The 15,477-nt window shown below is 74.1% G+C and carries 10 protein-coding genes; 8 read left to right on the forward strand and 2 right to left on the reverse strand.

Annotated elements, in window-relative coordinates; translation table 11 throughout:
* The first annotated feature begins 68 nt into the window (after positions 1 to 68).
* From ACFYQQ_RS08530 to ACFYQQ_RS08560, 7 genes are all read left to right on the forward strand, one after another.
* Positions 69 to 1,349, forward strand: a complete 1,281-nt coding sequence (locus ACFYQQ_RS08530) for a sugar ABC transporter permease (protein WP_355787313.1) — start codon at positions 69 to 71, stop codon at positions 1,347 to 1,349.
* On the forward strand, positions 1,346 to 2,254 hold the full coding sequence (locus ACFYQQ_RS08535; RefSeq protein WP_355787311.1) for a carbohydrate ABC transporter permease: 909 nt from the start codon (positions 1,346 to 1,348) through the stop codon (positions 2,252 to 2,254). The genes ACFYQQ_RS08530 and ACFYQQ_RS08535 overlap by 4 nt, the downstream gene beginning before the upstream one ends.
* A gap of 213 nt (positions 2,255 to 2,467) precedes the next feature.
* Entirely contained in the window at positions 2,468 to 4,792 is a 2,325-nt protein-coding gene (locus ACFYQQ_RS08540) for a bifunctional glycosyltransferase family 2 protein/CDP-glycerol:glycerophosphate glycerophosphotransferase (protein WP_356237590.1), read from the forward strand.
* 122 nt (positions 4,793 to 4,914) lie between these two features.
* The gene (locus tag ACFYQQ_RS08545) at positions 4,915 to 7,098 is read left to right on the forward strand and encodes a CDP-glycerol glycerophosphotransferase family protein (RefSeq protein WP_388903951.1); all 2,184 of its coding nucleotides are present in this window, start codon (positions 4,915 to 4,917) and stop codon (positions 7,096 to 7,098) included.
* A 1-nt stretch (position 7,099) separates the two neighbouring features.
* Entirely contained in the window at positions 7,100 to 9,301 is a 2,202-nt protein-coding gene (locus ACFYQQ_RS08550; protein ID WP_356237589.1) for a CDP-glycerol glycerophosphotransferase family protein, read from the forward strand.
* Positions 9,302 to 9,414: 113 nt separating this feature from the next.
* Positions 9,415 to 10,695, forward strand: a complete 1,281-nt coding sequence (locus tag ACFYQQ_RS08555) for a hypothetical protein (RefSeq protein ID WP_356237588.1) — start codon at positions 9,415 to 9,417, stop codon at positions 10,693 to 10,695.
* 178 nt (positions 10,696 to 10,873) lie between these two features.
* A complete protein-coding gene (locus ACFYQQ_RS08560; RefSeq protein WP_388903954.1) occupies positions 10,874 to 12,469 on the forward strand; it encodes a hypothetical protein in 1,596 nt (531 codons plus the stop codon).
* A gap of 51 nt (positions 12,470 to 12,520) precedes the next feature.
* Here the strand turns inward: ACFYQQ_RS08560 and ACFYQQ_RS08565 are convergent, their stop codons facing one another.
* Positions 12,521 to 12,934: an organic hydroperoxide resistance protein gene (locus ACFYQQ_RS08565; protein ID WP_388903956.1), complete on the reverse strand. Its 414-nt coding sequence runs from the start codon at positions 12,932 to 12,934 to the stop codon at positions 12,521 to 12,523.
* A gap of 126 nt (positions 12,935 to 13,060) precedes the next feature.
* On the opposite strand from ACFYQQ_RS08565, the gene ACFYQQ_RS08570 reads away from it, so the two are divergent.
* On the forward strand, positions 13,061 to 13,573 hold the full coding sequence (locus ACFYQQ_RS08570) for a MarR family transcriptional regulator (protein WP_356174222.1): 513 nt from the start codon (positions 13,061 to 13,063) through the stop codon (positions 13,571 to 13,573).
* Here the strand turns inward: ACFYQQ_RS08570 and ACFYQQ_RS08575 are convergent.
* Positions 13,570 to 15,393, reverse strand: a complete 1,824-nt coding sequence (locus ACFYQQ_RS08575; protein ID WP_388903959.1) for a hypothetical protein — start codon at positions 15,391 to 15,393, stop codon at positions 13,570 to 13,572. The genes ACFYQQ_RS08570 and ACFYQQ_RS08575 overlap by 4 nt on opposite strands.
* Between the last annotated feature and the right edge of the window lie 84 nt (positions 15,394 to 15,477).

The raw sequence follows: 15,477 nt of genomic DNA on the forward strand, positions 1-15,477 counted from the left end.
CGGGGATGACGTCGGCATCGGCGGGAGGAGTCACCCCGACTCCTCCCGCGGCTCACCACCGCAAGAGCGTGACCGGCACCCGCAAGGCGGTGGCAGCGCTGTTCCTGCTGCCCGCCCTGGTGCTGCTCGGCGCGCTCGTGGTCTACCCGATCGGGTACTCGCTGGTCCGCAGCTTCTTCGACCAGAGCGGCGACGGCTTCGCCGGCGTCGACAACTACAAGGCGCTGTTCACGGACGACGGCATCCGCACCGCGTTGAAGAACAACGTGCTGTGGGTGGTGTTCGCGCCGACCGTCTCGACGGCCCTCGGCCTGATCTTCGCGGTGCTCACCGAACGGGTGCGCTGGGGAACGGCGTTCAAGCTGGTCGTCTTCATGCCGATGGCGATCTCGATGCTCGCCGCCGGCATCATCTTCCGGCTGGTCTACGACGAGGACCCGGAGAAGGGCGTCGCCAACGCGGTCTGGGTGGGCGTCCACGACACCTTCGCGGAGTCGTCGGCCTTCCCGAAGGCGCACCCGGGCCGGGAGTCGCCGCTCAAGGCGGACGACGGCGGGTTCGTCACCAGGACGCCCGTCAGCGCCGGCCGGCCGGTGACGCTGCCGCTGGTCGGCGTGGCCCCCGACAAGATGCCCGACGGCGCGAAGAACGCCGTACAGGCGAAGGCGGAGCCCGGCAAGGTCACCGGTACGGCCTGGCAGGACTTCACCCGCGGCAAGGGCGTCGGCGAACTCGGCGCCGTCGACGGCACGGAGCTCGGCTACGCGGGCATGAAGGTCGAGGCCGTGAAGGACGGCAAGGTCGTGGACTCCACGGAGGTCGGCGCCGACGGCACCTTCACGCTGTCCGGCGAGGCGGACGGGGCGCTGCTGCGACTGCCGGCGAGCAACTTCCGCGAGCCGTACAACGGCGTGGACTGGCTCGGCCCCTCCCTGGTGACCCCGGCCGTCATCGGCTCGTACGTGTGGATGTGGGCCGGCTTCGCGATGGTGCTCATCGCCGCGGGGCTGGCCGGCGTGCCGCGCGAACTGCTGGAGGCGGCGCGGGTGGACGGCGCCACCGAGTGGCAGGTGTTCCGCCGGGTCACGGTGCCGCTCCTCGCGCCGGTCCTCGCGGTCGTCACGGTCACGCTGATGATCAACGTGCTGAAGGTCTTCGACCTGGTCTTCATCATCCCGCCGGGCTCGTCCCAGGACGACGCGAACGTGCTGGCCCTGGAGCTGTACCGCAAGGGCTTCTCCGAGGACCAGCCCGGCATCGCGAGCGCGATCGCCGTGTTCCTGCTGCTCCTGGTCATCCCCGTGATGCTGTTCAACGTCCGCAGGCTGCGGCGGGAGGTACGCCGATGACCACACAGACCGGCACTCTGATCAAGACGGCGCCCGTCGAGACCGTCCGGGCGAAGAGGTCGCTCGGGTCCCGCCTGGCGAGCGGGGTCAGCGGCGGTGTGCTCCAGCTGTTCCTCATCCTGGTCGCCCTGTTCTGGCTGGTGCCGACCATCGGGCTGCTGCTGTCGTCGCTGCGCAAGCCCGAGGACATGAGCGCGAGCGGCTGGTGGAAGGTCTTCAGCGAACCCTCGCAGCTGACCGTGGACAGCTACCAGAAGCTGCTGGAGAACAGCGACATCACCAGTTCGCTGGTGAACACGGTGCTGATCACGGTCCCGGCGACGCTGCTGGTGGTGGTGATCGGCTCGCTCGCCGGCTACGCGTTCGCCTGGATGGAGTTCCCGGGCCGCGACTGGTGGTTCCTCGGCGTGGTCGGCCTGCTGGTGGTGCCCGTGCAGGTGGCGCTCATCCCGATCGCCGAACTCTTCGGCAAACTCGGCCTGTTCGGGACGATCCTCGGAGTCATCCTCTTCCACGTCGGCTTCGGACTGCCGTTCGCGGTGTTCCTGCTGCGGAACTTCTTCGCGGAGATCCCGCGGGAGCTGCTGGAGGCGGCGCGGCTCGACGGCGCGGGTGAACTGCGCCTGTTCCTGCGGGTCGTGATGCCGCTGGGCGGGCCGGCGATCGCCTCACTCGGCATCTTCCAGTTCCTGTGGGTGTGGAACGACATGCTGGTGGCGCTGGTGTTCACCAAGGCCGGCACCCAGCCGATCACGGTGGCCCTTCAGACGCAGGTACGGCAGTTCGGCAACAACATCGACGTGCTGGCGCCCGGCGCCTTCATCTCGATGGTGATCCCGGTGGCCGTGTTCTTCGCGTTCCAGCGGCAGTTCGTGTCCGGCGTGATGGCGGGCGCCGTGAAGTAGCCACGGCACCAGAGCAGTCGGAGGGCGGGCCGGTTCCGGTCCGCCCTCCGTCGCGCGTACGCCGGTCCGGCACGGGACGTCACGGGGGCGCGGGCGCCGGAGCGTTCGCCGGGCTCGCGCGGCCGCCGTCCCCCGGATGCCGCATCCGGCGTAACCAGGTCACCCCTTCGGCCGTTCCCGGGCAGTATGCCCGCGCCGACCCATGGATGTCCCTTGCCCAGGTTCAGTGTCATCGTCCCCGCGTACAAGGTTCAGGCGTACCTGCACGAGTGCCTCGAATCCGTGCTTGAGCAGTCCTGCCCGGACCTCGAGATCATCGCGGTCGACGACTGCTCACCCGACGCCTGCGGCGCGATCATCGACGAGTTCGCGGCCCGCGACGCCCGCGTGCGCCCGCTGCACCTGCCCGAGAACGTGGGTCTGGGCCGCGCGCGCAACGCGGGCCTGGGGCACGCGCGCGGCGACTACCTGCTCTTCCTGGACGGCGACGACACCCTCACCCCCGACGCGCTGCGGTCCATCGCCGACCGGCTGAAGGAGACCTCCGAGCCGGACGTCCTGGTCTACGACTACGCGCGTACCTTCTGGTCGGGCGAGGCCGTCCGCAACCGGCTGGCGGGGCAGCTCACCGAGCAGGGCCCGGCGCCCTTCCGGCTCGAGGACCGGCCGGGGCTCCTCACGATGCTGATGGTCGTCTGGAACAAGGCGTACCGGCGGGACTTCGTCGAGCGGGCGGGCCTGACCTTCCCGCCCGGGCTCTACGAGGACACCCCCTGGACCTACCCGGCCCTGATGTCCGCCGAGACCATCGCCACCCTGGACCGGGTCTGCGTCCACTACCGGCAGCGGCGCCGGGGCAGCATCCTCGGCACGCCCGGCCGGGGCCACTTCGACGTCTTCGACCAGTACGACCGGGTCTTCGCGTACCTGGACGCGCACCCGGAGCTGGCGCACTGGCGGCCGCTGCTGTTCCGGCGGATGGTCGACCACATCGCCACGGTGTTCACCCGGCGCGGGCGGCTGCCGCGCGGCAGCCGCGCCGAGTTCCTGCGCAGGGCCCGCGCCCACTACGCCCGGCACCGCGCCCCGGGCGCCCCGGTGCGAGCGCGTGTCAGGCTCCGGCACGCGCTGATCCGCCTGGGCAGCCACCGCACGTACCGGCTGCTCTCGCTCGGGTCGCGGCTGCGCAGACGGGCGCTGCGGTCGACCGCGGGCCTGCGCCGCCGGGTGCGGGAGGCCGCGCTCCGGCTCCACTACCGCGTCCAGCTGCGGCTGCCGCTGCGCGCCGACCACGCGGTGTTCTCCAGTCACGACGGCCGCGGTTACGGCTGCAACCCGGGCGCCCTGGAGTCCGCGTTCCGCACCCTCGTCCCGCACATCCGCACGGCGTGGATCGCGTACGCCGAGCACCACCACACCGTGCCGCCGGCGACCCGCCGGTTGCGGCCCGGGTCCGCCGCGTACTGGACGGCCCTCGCCCGCTCCACCTACGTGGTCGACAACGCCGGTCTCGGGCTGCGGCTGGTCAAGCGCCCCGGGCAGGTGGTGATCCAGACGCAGCACGGCACCCCGCTGAAACGGATGGGGCTCGACCTCCAGGACCGCCCGGCGGCCGCCCGCGACACGGACTTCGCGGCGCTGCTCCGCTCCGCCGACACCTGGGACTACTGCCTGTCCGCCAACCGCCACTCCACCCTGGTCTGGGAGCGCGTCCTGCCCTCCGGCTACACGACGCTGGAGTACGGGCAGCCGCGCAACGACGTGTTCCAGCAGGCGACGGCGGCGGACGTGGCCCGGCTGCGGGAGTCCCTCGGCATCCCCGAGTCCTCCGTGGCCGTCCTGTACGCGCCGACCCACCGCGACTACCGCCGAGGGCAGCTGCATACCCTCGACCTGGAACGCGTGCTGCGCCGGCTCGGACCGCGCTACGTGCTGCTGACCCGGGCCCACCCCTCCTACGGCGGCCCGCTCGCCCAGGGCTCGGGCGGCCGCCTCATCGACGTGAGCGACCACCCGAGTGTCGAGGCCCTGTGCCTGGCGGCGGACGCCCTGGTCACGGACTACTCGTCGATCATGTTCGACTACGCCAACCTGGACCGGCCGATCGTCGTGTACGCGGACGACTGGGAGGCGTACGAGGCGGCCCGCGGCACCTATTTCGACCTGCGGTCCTTCCCGCCGGGGGCGGTCGCCCGCAACGAGGACGAGCTGATCGACATCTTCGCGACCGGCCACTGGCGCGGCTCGCGCTCGGCCCAGCTGCGGGCCGCGTTCCGCGAGCGCTTCTGCCCGCACGACGACGGCCACGCCGCCGAGCGGGTGGTGCGCCGGGTGGTCCTCGGCGAGCGGTCCGGGCTGCCGGCGGTGGTACCGCTCGCCGAGCGCCGCCCGGCGCCGTCGGCCGCGTCGGCCCGTCCCGCCGTCCCCCTCACCACGTCGCCGTCCGTACAGGTCCCCGTCCCGGACGCCCCGCCCCTCACGCACGTGCCGTCACCCGGGGCGGGGGCCGCCGCTCCCGTCACCCCCGACGGCCTCTGAACCGGAGCGCGCATGCCCCGCAGCTCGTCGCGGCCCACGCCGACCCGGCCCGCCACCTGGCGTCCCGCCGGCCGGCCGGGGCGATGACCCACCGGCTCGCGTCCCTCGACAGAAAGAGCAGAATGCCCCGCTTCAGCATCGTCGTCCCCACCCATGAAGTCGCCGGGCGCCTGTCCCAGGCGCTGGACTCGGTCCTCGCCCAGTCCTTCGGCGACTTCGAGCTGATCCCCGTCTGCGACGCCCCGGACTCCCCCGCCGGCGCCGTCGCCGCCGCGTACGCCGGGCGGGACACCCGGGTGACCCCGGTCCAGTCCCCGCCGTCCGCCGGGCTGGGCGCGGCCCGCAACACCGGGACGGCGGCCGCCACCGGCACGTACGTGCTCTTCCTCGACGGCGACGACGAGCTGGCGCCGGGCGCGCTGGCGGCCCTGGACGCGGGGCTGCGGGGTGAGGAGGTGGACGTCCTCTACTTCGAGCACGAGCGGGTCCACTGGTGGGACGTGGAGACGAGCACGCCCCCGCTGCCGAGGACGCCCGCGGGTGCCTTCGCGCCGGAGCGGGCCCCCCGGCTCACCGGCGTCGCGCTGCCCGCCTGGAGCGCCGCCTACCGGCGCGCCTTCCTCACCGAGCACCGGCTCGCGTTCCCCGCACCGCACTTCACGGACGTGGGCTGGGGCGGCCTGGTCACCCTCGCGGGCCGCCGGGTGGCCGTGGTGCGCACGGTCGTCGTACGGCATCTGCTGCGGCGGCAGGGCAGCCGGCTCAACGCCCCGGGCCCCCACCAGCTCGACCTCCTCGACCAGGTGGAGCTGGTGCTCACCCGGGCCGCCGCGCAGGGCCTGCCCCCCGAGCGGTCGCAGCCGCTGTTCGAGCAGCTCTTCACCCTGGTGCTGAAGACGGCGGCCCATCCGGAGCGGCTGCCCGCGCGGCGGCGCCGCGCCTTCTTCCGCCGGGCGGGCGGCCTCTACCGGCGCCACCGCCCGGCCGGGTTCCGGCCGCCTGCGGGCAGTCTCGGCGTGCAGCACCGGCTGCTGGCGTCCGGCGCCTACAGCGCGTTCCGCGCGCTGCGGGGCGCCAACCGGCTGCTGGCGGCGGCGGGCCGGCGGGCGCCGCGGCCGCGGATGCTGCGCACCCGCGCGCTGTACGCGCTGAACCTGCGGCGGCCCCTCGACGAGAACCTGGCCGTGTACTGCGCGTACTGGGGCCGGGGTTACGCCTGCAACCCCGCGGCGATCCACGCCAAGGCGCGTGAACTGGCCCCGCACATCCGCTCGGTGTTCCTGGTCGAGCCGGACGCGGTGGACGCGCTGCCGGAGGGCCTGGACCACGCGGTGATCGGCAGCCGCCGGTCCTGGGAGGTGCTGGCCCGCGCCAAGTACCTGGTGAACAACGCCAACTTCGCCGACGCGGTCGTCAAGCGTCCCGGCAGCGTGCACCTGCAGACCCAGCACGGCACCCCGCTGAAGAAGATGGGCGTGGACCAGTCGACGTACCCGGTGGTGGCCGCGGCGACCGGCAGCTTCGCCAAGCTGCTGAACCGCGTGGACCGCTGGGACTACAACCTGTCCGCCAACCGGCACTCCACCCAGATGTGGGAGCGCGCCTTCCCCGGCGGCTACGAGGCGCTGGAGTACGGCTATCCGCGCAACGACGTCTACTACACGGCCGACGCCGGGCACGTCGCCCGGGTCCGGCGCGCGCTGGGCGTCCCCGAGGGCGCCACGGCCCTGCTGTACGCGCCGACGCACCGCGACCACAGCACCGGCTTCGAGACCCGGCTCGACCTGGAGGCGTTCTGCGAGGCGGCCGGCGACGACTTCGTGGTCCTGCTGCGCGCCCACTACTTCTACGACGAGGGCCGCTCCCGGGGCAGCGGCCGGATCATCGACGTGACCCGGCACCGCTCCTCCGAGGACGTCTGCCTGGCCGCCGACGGACTGATCACGGACTACTCGTCGATCATGTTCGACTACGCCAACCTTGACCGGCCGATCGTCGTGTACGCCGACGACTGGGACGTCTACCGGGAGACGCGGGGCAGCTACTTCGACCTGATGAAGAGCCCGCCCGGTCATGTGGCGCGCACACCCGAGGAGTTGACGGGCCTGTTCCTCGACGGCTCGTGGGCGGACGGGGAGTCGGCGGCCCTGCGGGCGCGGTTCCGCGAGCGGTTCTGCGAGTTCGACGACGGGCGGGCCGCCGAGCGCGTCGTGCGGCGGGTGTTCCTCGGTGAACCCCCCGAGGCCATCCCGTCCGTGCTCCCCCTCGCCGAGCGCACCCCGGCCCCCACCCTCGTTAGGAGCTGACGTGCCCCGCTTCAGCGTCATCGTCCCCGTCTACAAGGTGCAGGGCTTTCTGCGCGAGTGCCTCGACTCGGTCCTGGAGCAGTCGTACCCGGACCTGGAGGTGATCGCCGTCGACGACCGGTCGCCGGACGGCTGCGGGGCGATCCTCGACGAGTACGCGGACCGCGACCCCCGGGTGCGGGTGCTGCACCTGCCCGAGAACGTGGGCCTCGGCCGGGCCCGCAACGCCGGGATGCCGCACGCCACCGGCGACTTCCTGTTCTTCCTCGACAGCGACGACACCCTCACGCCTGGCGCCCTGCGCGCCATGGCCGACCGGCTCGACGAGACGGCCGACCCGGACGTGCTGGTCTTCGACTACGCACGGACCTACTGGTGGGGCGGCACCCGCCGCAACGTGCTGGCGCGGGTGCTGGCCGAGGGCGGTGACGGCACCTTCACGGCCGCCGAGCACCCCGAGATCCTCGAACTGCTGATGGTGGTGTGGAACAAGGTCTACCGCCGCGACTTCGTCGAGAAGCACGGCTTCCGGTTCCCGCCGGGCTACTACGAGGACACGCCGTGGACGTTCCCGGTGCTGCTCAGCGCGGAGCGGATCGCCACCCTCGACCGGATCTGCCTCGCCTACCGCCAGCGCCGCCAGGGCAACATCCTGTCCACGACCAGCCGCAAGCACTTCGACATCCACGAGCAGTACGAGCGGGTCTTCGCCCACCTGGACGCGCACCCGGAGCTGGCGCACTGGCGGCCGTACCTGCACCGCAAGATGGGCGAGCACTGCCTGGACGTCCTCGGCAAGCCGGACCGGCTGCCGGAGGCGGACAAGGGCGAGTTCTTCCGGCGTACGGCGGAGCTGTTCCGCGGGTACGGCGACGGGCCGGTGCCGGCCGAACTGCGGGTGCTGCGGGGCGGTTACGCCCGCTACCGGGTCCGGCGGCAGGCCGCCCGGGCCGCGAAGGCGCTCGACGAGCGCGGGCAGCGGACGCGCGCGGCGGCCGTGAGCCGGGTCCGCGGCGGATGGTCCGCGGTGCAGGAACTCCGGCCGCTGGACCCCGATCTCGCGGTGTACTCGGCGTTCTCGCACCGCGGGGTGCTCGGCGATCCGGCGGCCGTCCACCGCGCCGCCCGTGAACTGGCTCCGCACATCAGGGCGGTGTGGGTGGTGCGCGAGGACCAGGTGCCGCTGCTGCCGCCCGGCATCGAGCACGTCACGCCGGACTCCCTGCGCTACCGGCAGGTGACCGCCCGGGCCACGTACTTCGTCAACAACGTCAACTGGCCCGGCACGCTGGTGAAGCGGCCCGGGACCGTCCACATCCACACCCACCAGGGCACCCCGCTGAAGTACATGGCCGCCGACCTGCTCGGCAAGCCGGGCGCCCGGCACGGCTTCGACGTCCCGCAGATGCTGCGCCGCGCGGACCGCTGGGACTACAGCCTGGTCGCCAACCGCCACTCCGAGCTGGTCTGGGACCGCGCCTACCCCTGCCACTTCACCTCGCTGCGCACCGGCAGCCCCCGCAACGACGTCCTCGTGCGGGCGCGCCCGGAGGACGGCGCCGCGGTCCGCGCCCGGCTGGGCATCCCCGCCGACCACACGGTGGTGCTGTACGCGCCGACGCGCCGCGACTACGTCCGGGGCGGGCACGTCGACCGCGTGGACCTGGCCCGGTTCGCCGACGACCTCGGCGCGGGCCACACCCTCGTCGTACGGCTGCACCCCTCGCTCGCGGAGGGGCCCGCGCGCGGTCTCGGACTCGCCGAGCTGCACCGGCGCGGCGTCCTGGTCGACGGGACGGACGAGCCGCACGTGGAGGAGCTGATGCTCGCCTCCGACGTGCTCGTGACGGACTACTCGGCCCTCCTGTTCGACTACGCGAACCTCGACCGGCCGATCGTGGTGCACGCCGACGACTGGGGCGCGTACACGGCGAGCCGGGGCGCCTACTTCGACATCACGGCCGACGCGCCGGGCCATGTGTCCGCCTCCTACCGGGAACTGGCGTGGCTGTTCGCGTCCGGGGCGTGGCGCGACGAGGAGTCGGCGCGGCTGCGGGCGGGGTTCCGGTCGCGGTTCTGCGAGTTCGACGACGGACGGGCCGCCGAGCGGGTGGTGCGGACGCTGATGCTGGGCGAGCCGGACGCGCCGGTCCCGGTCCGGGTGCCCGCGCCCGCCGGACACGACGTGCGGGTGTCCTCGTGACGGCGGACGCCCCGGGGGGCCCGGACGGGCCCCCTCGCCCGCGGCCCGGCGGGCTCGCGCTTCGGGCGCGGGCCCGGAGGTGGACGGTCCGCCCGGCGCGGGCCCGGCACTGGGTGGCCCTGGTCGCGCTCGTGTTCGCGGTGCTCCAGCTCGCCAACGTCACCGGCCGGGACACCCCCGACACCAAGAACTACCTGTCGTACGCGCTGAGCCTGCGCGGCGACGGCAAGCGCGAGGCGGCGGCGGCGACCATCGACTACGTGTGCGCAGGGAAGGCGTCCATCGCGCGCCGCAACCAGAGCGTCGACGTGGTCCGCTTCCACCGCGCGAACCCGGCCCCGTGGGTCGCCGAGGAGTGCCGGCGCGAGCAGTGGCGGCAGGTGGACGAGCGGCTGCGGGCGGGGCAGACGTCCGGTCACACGGTGCCGTTCATGCCGGCCCGGTTCATGCGGATCTTCGAGGCCAGGCCGGGCTATCCGGTGTTCCTGCTGCCCTTCGTCACGGTGCTCGGCGTGACCTGGGGGCTGTGGGCGGCGGGTGTCGCCGTCACCGTCGCCGGGGGTGTCCTCGCCTTCCTCGTCCTGCGTACCCTGCGGGCGCCGGTTCCGGTGGCCCTGTGCGGGCAGGTCCTCTTCCTCGTCCTGCCGTGCGGCACGACCGCCATGCGTCCCATGACCGAGGGGCTGCTGCTCACGCTCACCCTCGCGGCGCTGTGGGGCTGCGCGCTGGCCCTGGACGGGCGGACGCGGCCCGCCGCCGCCCTGGTCGGCGGTTCCCTGCTGCTGCTGTTCACGGTGAAGCACTCGCAGGCGCTGTTCCTCGGGCTGTGCCTGGCGGGCGCGTGCGCGGTGCTCGGCGTACGCCGGGCGGGGCCGTCGCTCGCGGGCGCCTGGAGGGTGCTCGGGCGGCCGCTGCGGACGGTCGCGGTGCTGGGGGGCGGTGCCGCCGTGGCAACGGTCCTCGCGGCGCGGCTGCTGCACTACCCGTCGGAGTCGGAGAGCCTCCAGGACCTGCTGACCGGGCACTTCGGCCACCCCGACCGGAGCCGGCCGTGGCCGGAGTTCCTCCACCTCCAGTCGAACTTCTGGCTGGAGTGGCTGCGCCGCCGGCTGTGGGAACCCCTGTTCCTGGCGGCGATGCTCGCCGGGGCCTGGGGCGCGCTCAGGCAGCGGCCCGCCTTCGGGGCCTTCGCCCTCGCGGCCGCCCTGACCGGCGTGCTGAACCAGGCGGGGCACCCGGACATCAACATCTACGGGGACCGGCTCATCGTGCTGGCCTGGCTGCTGCCGGTGCTGGGGCTGCCGCTGCTCGTGGAGCGCGCCGCCCGGCCCCGGGCCGAGGTCTCGGGCACGGTCCCGGGACCGCTGCGCAGGGACGCGCCCGTCTCCCGCTAGAGGTCCCGCCGCCACAGGCTGATTCCCGGCGTGGTCCTGACGGGACCGCGCCGGGACTCCGGCGAACGGGGAAGAGGGCATCCCCCGAAGAGGTGACGCACCGCTAGGGCGTTGACGCCGGCGGGAACATACGTCAAATGCTCCGAATCGCTTCGCCCCGCCCGACCCCCCGCGCCCGGTGAGCGCCGACCTCCTCGTCCGGCGGGCCGTGCTCGGCGCCACGGCGCTGCGCGGCGGCGCGACCTGGCGTCCGACTCCGTACCAGGTCTTCGGCGGCCTGTTCTGGCTGGTGATGTCGCTCGCCCACTGGCGGGTGCCGATGTGCTGCGACTTCGGCCAGCACGCGGCGGTCGTCGAGCGGCTCAAGGCGCGGCTGCTCGACCCCCGCCACCCGATGGCCGACCTGCCGGGCGCGGGCAGCCCGTACTACTCGCCGTACGCCGTCGCGCAGGGTGCCCTCGCGCGGGTGACGGGGCTCGCGGGCTGGGAGGTCGTACGGCTGTCCGCACCGGTGAACCTGCTGGTGCTGCTGACCGGCATCGGCCGCTTCGTGCGGGTGCTGGCGCCGCGCCGCCCCTGGGCCCCGGTGTGGGCGCTGCTGGCGATGGTGCTGCTCTGGGGCACCGAACGGGCCTGGTGGAGCGGCTATCTCGGGCTGATGTCGATGACGGGGAACCTCGGCTACCCCTCGACGTTCGCCATCGGGCTGGCCTTCTGGGCGTGGGCGCTGACGGGTTCCCGCGCGGCCGGCCTCGGCGGCCCCGTCCGCTACGTCGGCCCGAGCGGCCTCAGGAGCTTCTCGGGGTACGCGGCGGTCGGCGCCCTGTACGGCCTGATCCTGCTCGTCCATCCGATCACCTCGGTGGCCGCGGTGACCGGAGCGGTGGCGTTCGTGGCGGCGTGGCAGCGCGGATGGCGCGCGGCGGTCGTGGGCCGGTGGGCCGTGGCGGCAGGCGCGGCCCTGCTGGTCGCCGCCTGGTGGCCGTATTTCGACGTGTTCGCGCTGACCGGTGACACCAGCGTGGACGCCATGCACCGGCGGCTGTACGAGGGGCTGCCCGGACAGTTCTGGCTGGCGCTCGTCGGGCTGCCGGCGCTGTGGCTGCGGGCGCGGAGGGCCCGGCGCGCCTCCCCGGACGGACGCCGGTGGCGGAGCGCCCGCGATCCGCTGGTGCTGATGTTCGCGCTGGAGTCCCTGGTCGTGGCGTACGGCTGGGTCAGCGGGCACTACACGTACGGCCGGATCCTGGGGCTGACGCTGGTGCCGCTCCAGTTCGCCCTGGCGGTGGAGCTGGCGGCGCCGCGGCCCTGGCCGGTCTGGCGGCGCGCGCTCGGCGCGACCGCGGCTCTCGGGGCCTGCGTGGGTTTCCTGACCGTCCAGGCCGGGGCGGTCGTGCCACGCCCGCTGGACCCGGTCGGCTTCGCGCAGCCGCCGCACTGGCCGACGTACGAGTGGGCGGCGCGGCACATCGGGCCGGGCGAGGTCGTCATCACCGACGGGTACTACGCCGTCCACTCCATCGCCGGGTACGGGCCGAACCTCGCGGCGCCCGCCTGGCCCGACGCCGCGCTCGACGAGCGGGTGCGGCTGCGGCGGCTGGCGGCGGTGCGCGCCTACCTCGATCCGGCGTCGACGCGGGCCGAGCGCGGCGCGGTGGTCCGGCGCTACCACGTGCGGTGGCTGCTGCTGACCCGCTGGAGGCGGGTGCCCCCGGAGGCCGTGGTGGTGGCATGGAGCCCGGCGACGGGCGAGGTGCTGGCCCGGGTCGCGTGAGCGCCCGGGGCCGAGGGCCCCGGGCGCCGTTGCGGTGCGGTGGTGCGGTGGTTACTCGACGACGATCTCGACCGGGATGTTGCCGCGGGTCGCGTTGGAGTAGGGGCAGACCTGGTGGGCCTGGTCGACGAGCTTGCGGCCCGTCTCGACGTCGACGGACTCGGGCAGCTCCACGCGCAGCGTGACGGCCAGGCCGAAGCCCTCGCCCTGCTTGCCGATGCCGACCTCGCCGGTCACCGCGGCCTCCGTGACGTCGATCTTCGCCTGACGGCCGACGAGGCCGAGGGCGCTGGCGAAGCAGGCGGCGTAACCGGCCGCGAAGAGCTGCTCCGGGTTGGTGCCCTCGCCGTTGCCGCCCATCTGCACCGGGACGGCCAGCTGGAGGTCCAGGCGTCCGTCGGAGCTGACGGCGCGGCCCTCGCGGCCGTGGGTGGCGGTGGCGACAGCGGTGTAGAGCGCGTCCATGGAGACCATCCCTCTCAAGTCAAAGGTGTTGCCCGGGGCGACCGGTCCGGCCGCCTCACAGCCATAAGTAGAGCACGCAATTCAATTGCGCACAACTTAATGGCGGGCAAGAGCTATCCTGGAGGCATGACCGCCAAGCCCGCTCCGAGCCCCGAGGCCCCGCCCGACGGCGACTACCTCCGCCTGGAGCAGCAGATCTGCTTCTCCCTGAACGCCGCCTCGCGCGCCTTCGGCGGCGTCTACCGCGTGCTCCTGAAGGAGCTCGGGCTCACCTACCCGCAGTACCTGGTGATGCTGGTGCTGTGGGAGCACGGGGAGCTGCCCGTCAAGAAGGTCGGCGAGCATCTGCGGCTCGACTCCGGGACGCTGTCGCCGCTGCTCAAGCGGCTGGAGGCGGCGGGTCTCGTACGGCGTGAGCGCAGCGCGCGCGACGAGCGGTCCGTGCACGTCGGGCTCACCGCCGAGGGGACGGCGCTGCGCGAGCGCGCGCTGCTCGTGCCGCGCCGGATCGCGGCGGCGACGGGCTTCCAGCTGGACGAGATCAACGAACTCCGCTCCCGTCTGGACCGGCTGACCGCGGCCCTGGACGAGGCGGCGCTGGACGGGACACCCCTCGGCGAGACCCCGGGCTGCGTCTAGGGCCTGTCCAGGCGGCCGGTGGTCCGGACCCCGGGGGCGTCCGCCCGGGACGTCCACAGCGGGACGGGCGGGCGGCGCACGTACAGCCGCAGGGTCACCCCGCGGCGGGTGTACGTCTCGCGCGGCACGAACTGCTCGTCCACGACGGCGAGTTTGACGCGTTCGGTCGGCTCCGGGGGGTACCAGGACGGCCGCACCGTGAACCGCTCGGCGACGACCCAGACCCGGTCGAGGGCCGCCAGCCGCCGCCGCAGTTCCGCCGGGCCGGTCTCCCGCCCGTACAGGGTCCCCGAGGCGGGCGCCGGCACCCCGAGCGCGACGTCCCGCGTGCCCCGGAACCCGTGCGGGTACGCCAGCGCCGTGCGCCGCCCGATCGCCGGCAGGAACAGCACCGGGTCGCCGGGGCGCAGTCGGCGCGCGGCGACCTCGGAGACGGCGGCGAGGTCGTCCGGGCGGTGGTCGGCGCTGCGGTCCCGCTGGAGCAGCGGCAACTGGCAGAGCAGGACGAGCGCGACGAGCAGGACACCGCACAGCGCGGCGAACGGCGGCCGCGTGCCCCGCCGGACGGCGCCGGTCACCCGCGCCCACGGGACACCCGCTGCCCGGGACACCGCCGGCTTCCGGGCCGCCGCCGTCTGAGGCACCCCCACCCACCGGACACCCGGCGCCCGGGGCACCTTGGGCAACCGGACCGCCACCCCCCGGAGCACCGCCGCCCGCCGGACCGCCGCCGCCGGGGACACCCACGCCCACCTCACCGCCGCCGTCCGGTGCGCCCGCGCCAGGGCGGACGCGGAGAGGCGGAGCACCCGTTCCAGGCCGGCCGCGGCCAGCAGCGGCGCGCCCGCCAGCGCGTACAGCACATAGCGCTCGTCGTAGAGCGGCACGACCTGGGAGACGCCCATCAGCACCGCGGGCGGCACCACCGCGAGCGGCAGGGCGACGGACGCGAGCGACAGCCTTCCGCGGGGCGCGGGCACGGGCAGCAGCGCACAGGCGGCCAGCACCAGGTACGGGACCAGGACCGCCTCCGAGGGCCCGGCGAAGCCCTCGACCAGGCGCTCCACGCTCCGTCCGTCCGGCGGGACCAGCCAGGCGACCTGCGCGGCCTGCCCGTGCGAGACCACCGCGAGCGGCAGCAGGACCGCCAGCGCGGCTCCGGCGGCGCACAGCCAGCCCCGCCACACCCGGCCGGGCACCCGCGCGCGTGCCAGCGTCGCGGCGTGCGCGAGGAGCAGCAGCACCGCCAGTTCGTGCAGCAGGCACGTGACGGCGACGACGGCGCCGTACCCGCACCAGTCGCCCACCCGCGCGCGTGCCCCCGCCTCGGCGGGGTTCGGGGTCGCCGTCACCGCGCGGACCAGCAGGAGCGTCGCCCAGGCGGCACCGGCGGCGACCATCGCGTAGGAGCGGCCCTCCTGGGCGTAGTGGCCGACGGCGGGAGCGACCGCGTAGAGCAGGCCCGCCCACAGCCCGACACGCGGGCGGCACAAGCGGCTGCCCAGGGCCGCGACCAGACCGGCGGCCGCGGCGGCGGCGCAGACGGAGGGGAGCCGCAGGGGCACCTCCCCGGGGCGCACGGCCAGGACGAGGTGCATGAGGAGGTAGTACAGGCCGTGCACGGCGTCCACCTCGTGCAGCAGGTGCCAGATCTGCGGCACCGAGCGCCGGGCCACCTGGAACGTGACCGCCTCGTCGCGCCACATGCCGCCGCGGTCGAGTCCCCACAGGCCCATCGCCAGCATGGCGAGCACCGGCCCGAGCACCGCCGCCGTCTCCGCGCGTCCGACCCGCCACCGACCCACGCACTCGCCGAGCATGAGCCGAGTTTGTGCTATTAGCTAAGCATTCGTGCGCATTGACGGCGTATCAGACAGTATTCCCCATCCGTGCGGCTTACGATC

The organism is Streptomyces sp. NPDC005496 (assembly GCF_042872045.1).
Lineage (GTDB): Bacteria > Actinomycetota > Actinomycetes > Streptomycetales > Streptomycetaceae > Streptomyces.

What these genes read in the sequence shown, in the direction of transcription:
- ACFYQQ_RS08535 (WP_355787311.1), top strand. Translation starts at nt 1,346, where the DNA reads ATGACCACACAGACCGGCACTCTGATCAAGACGGCGCCCGTCGAGACC.
- ACFYQQ_RS08545 (WP_388903951.1), top strand. Translation starts at nt 4,915, where the DNA reads ATGCCCCGCTTCAGCATCGTCGTCCCCACCCATGAAGTCGCCGGGCGC.
- ACFYQQ_RS08565 (WP_388903956.1), bottom strand. Translation starts at nt 12,934, where the DNA reads ATGGACGCGCTCTACACCGCTGTCGCCACCGCCACCCACGGCCGCGAG.
- ACFYQQ_RS08570 (WP_356174222.1), top strand. Translation starts at nt 13,061, where the DNA reads ATGACCGCCAAGCCCGCTCCGAGCCCCGAGGCCCCGCCCGACGGCGAC.
- ACFYQQ_RS08575 (WP_388903959.1), bottom strand. Translation starts at nt 15,393, where the DNA reads ATGCTCGGCGAGTGCGTGGGTCGGTGGCGGGTCGGACGCGCGGAGACG.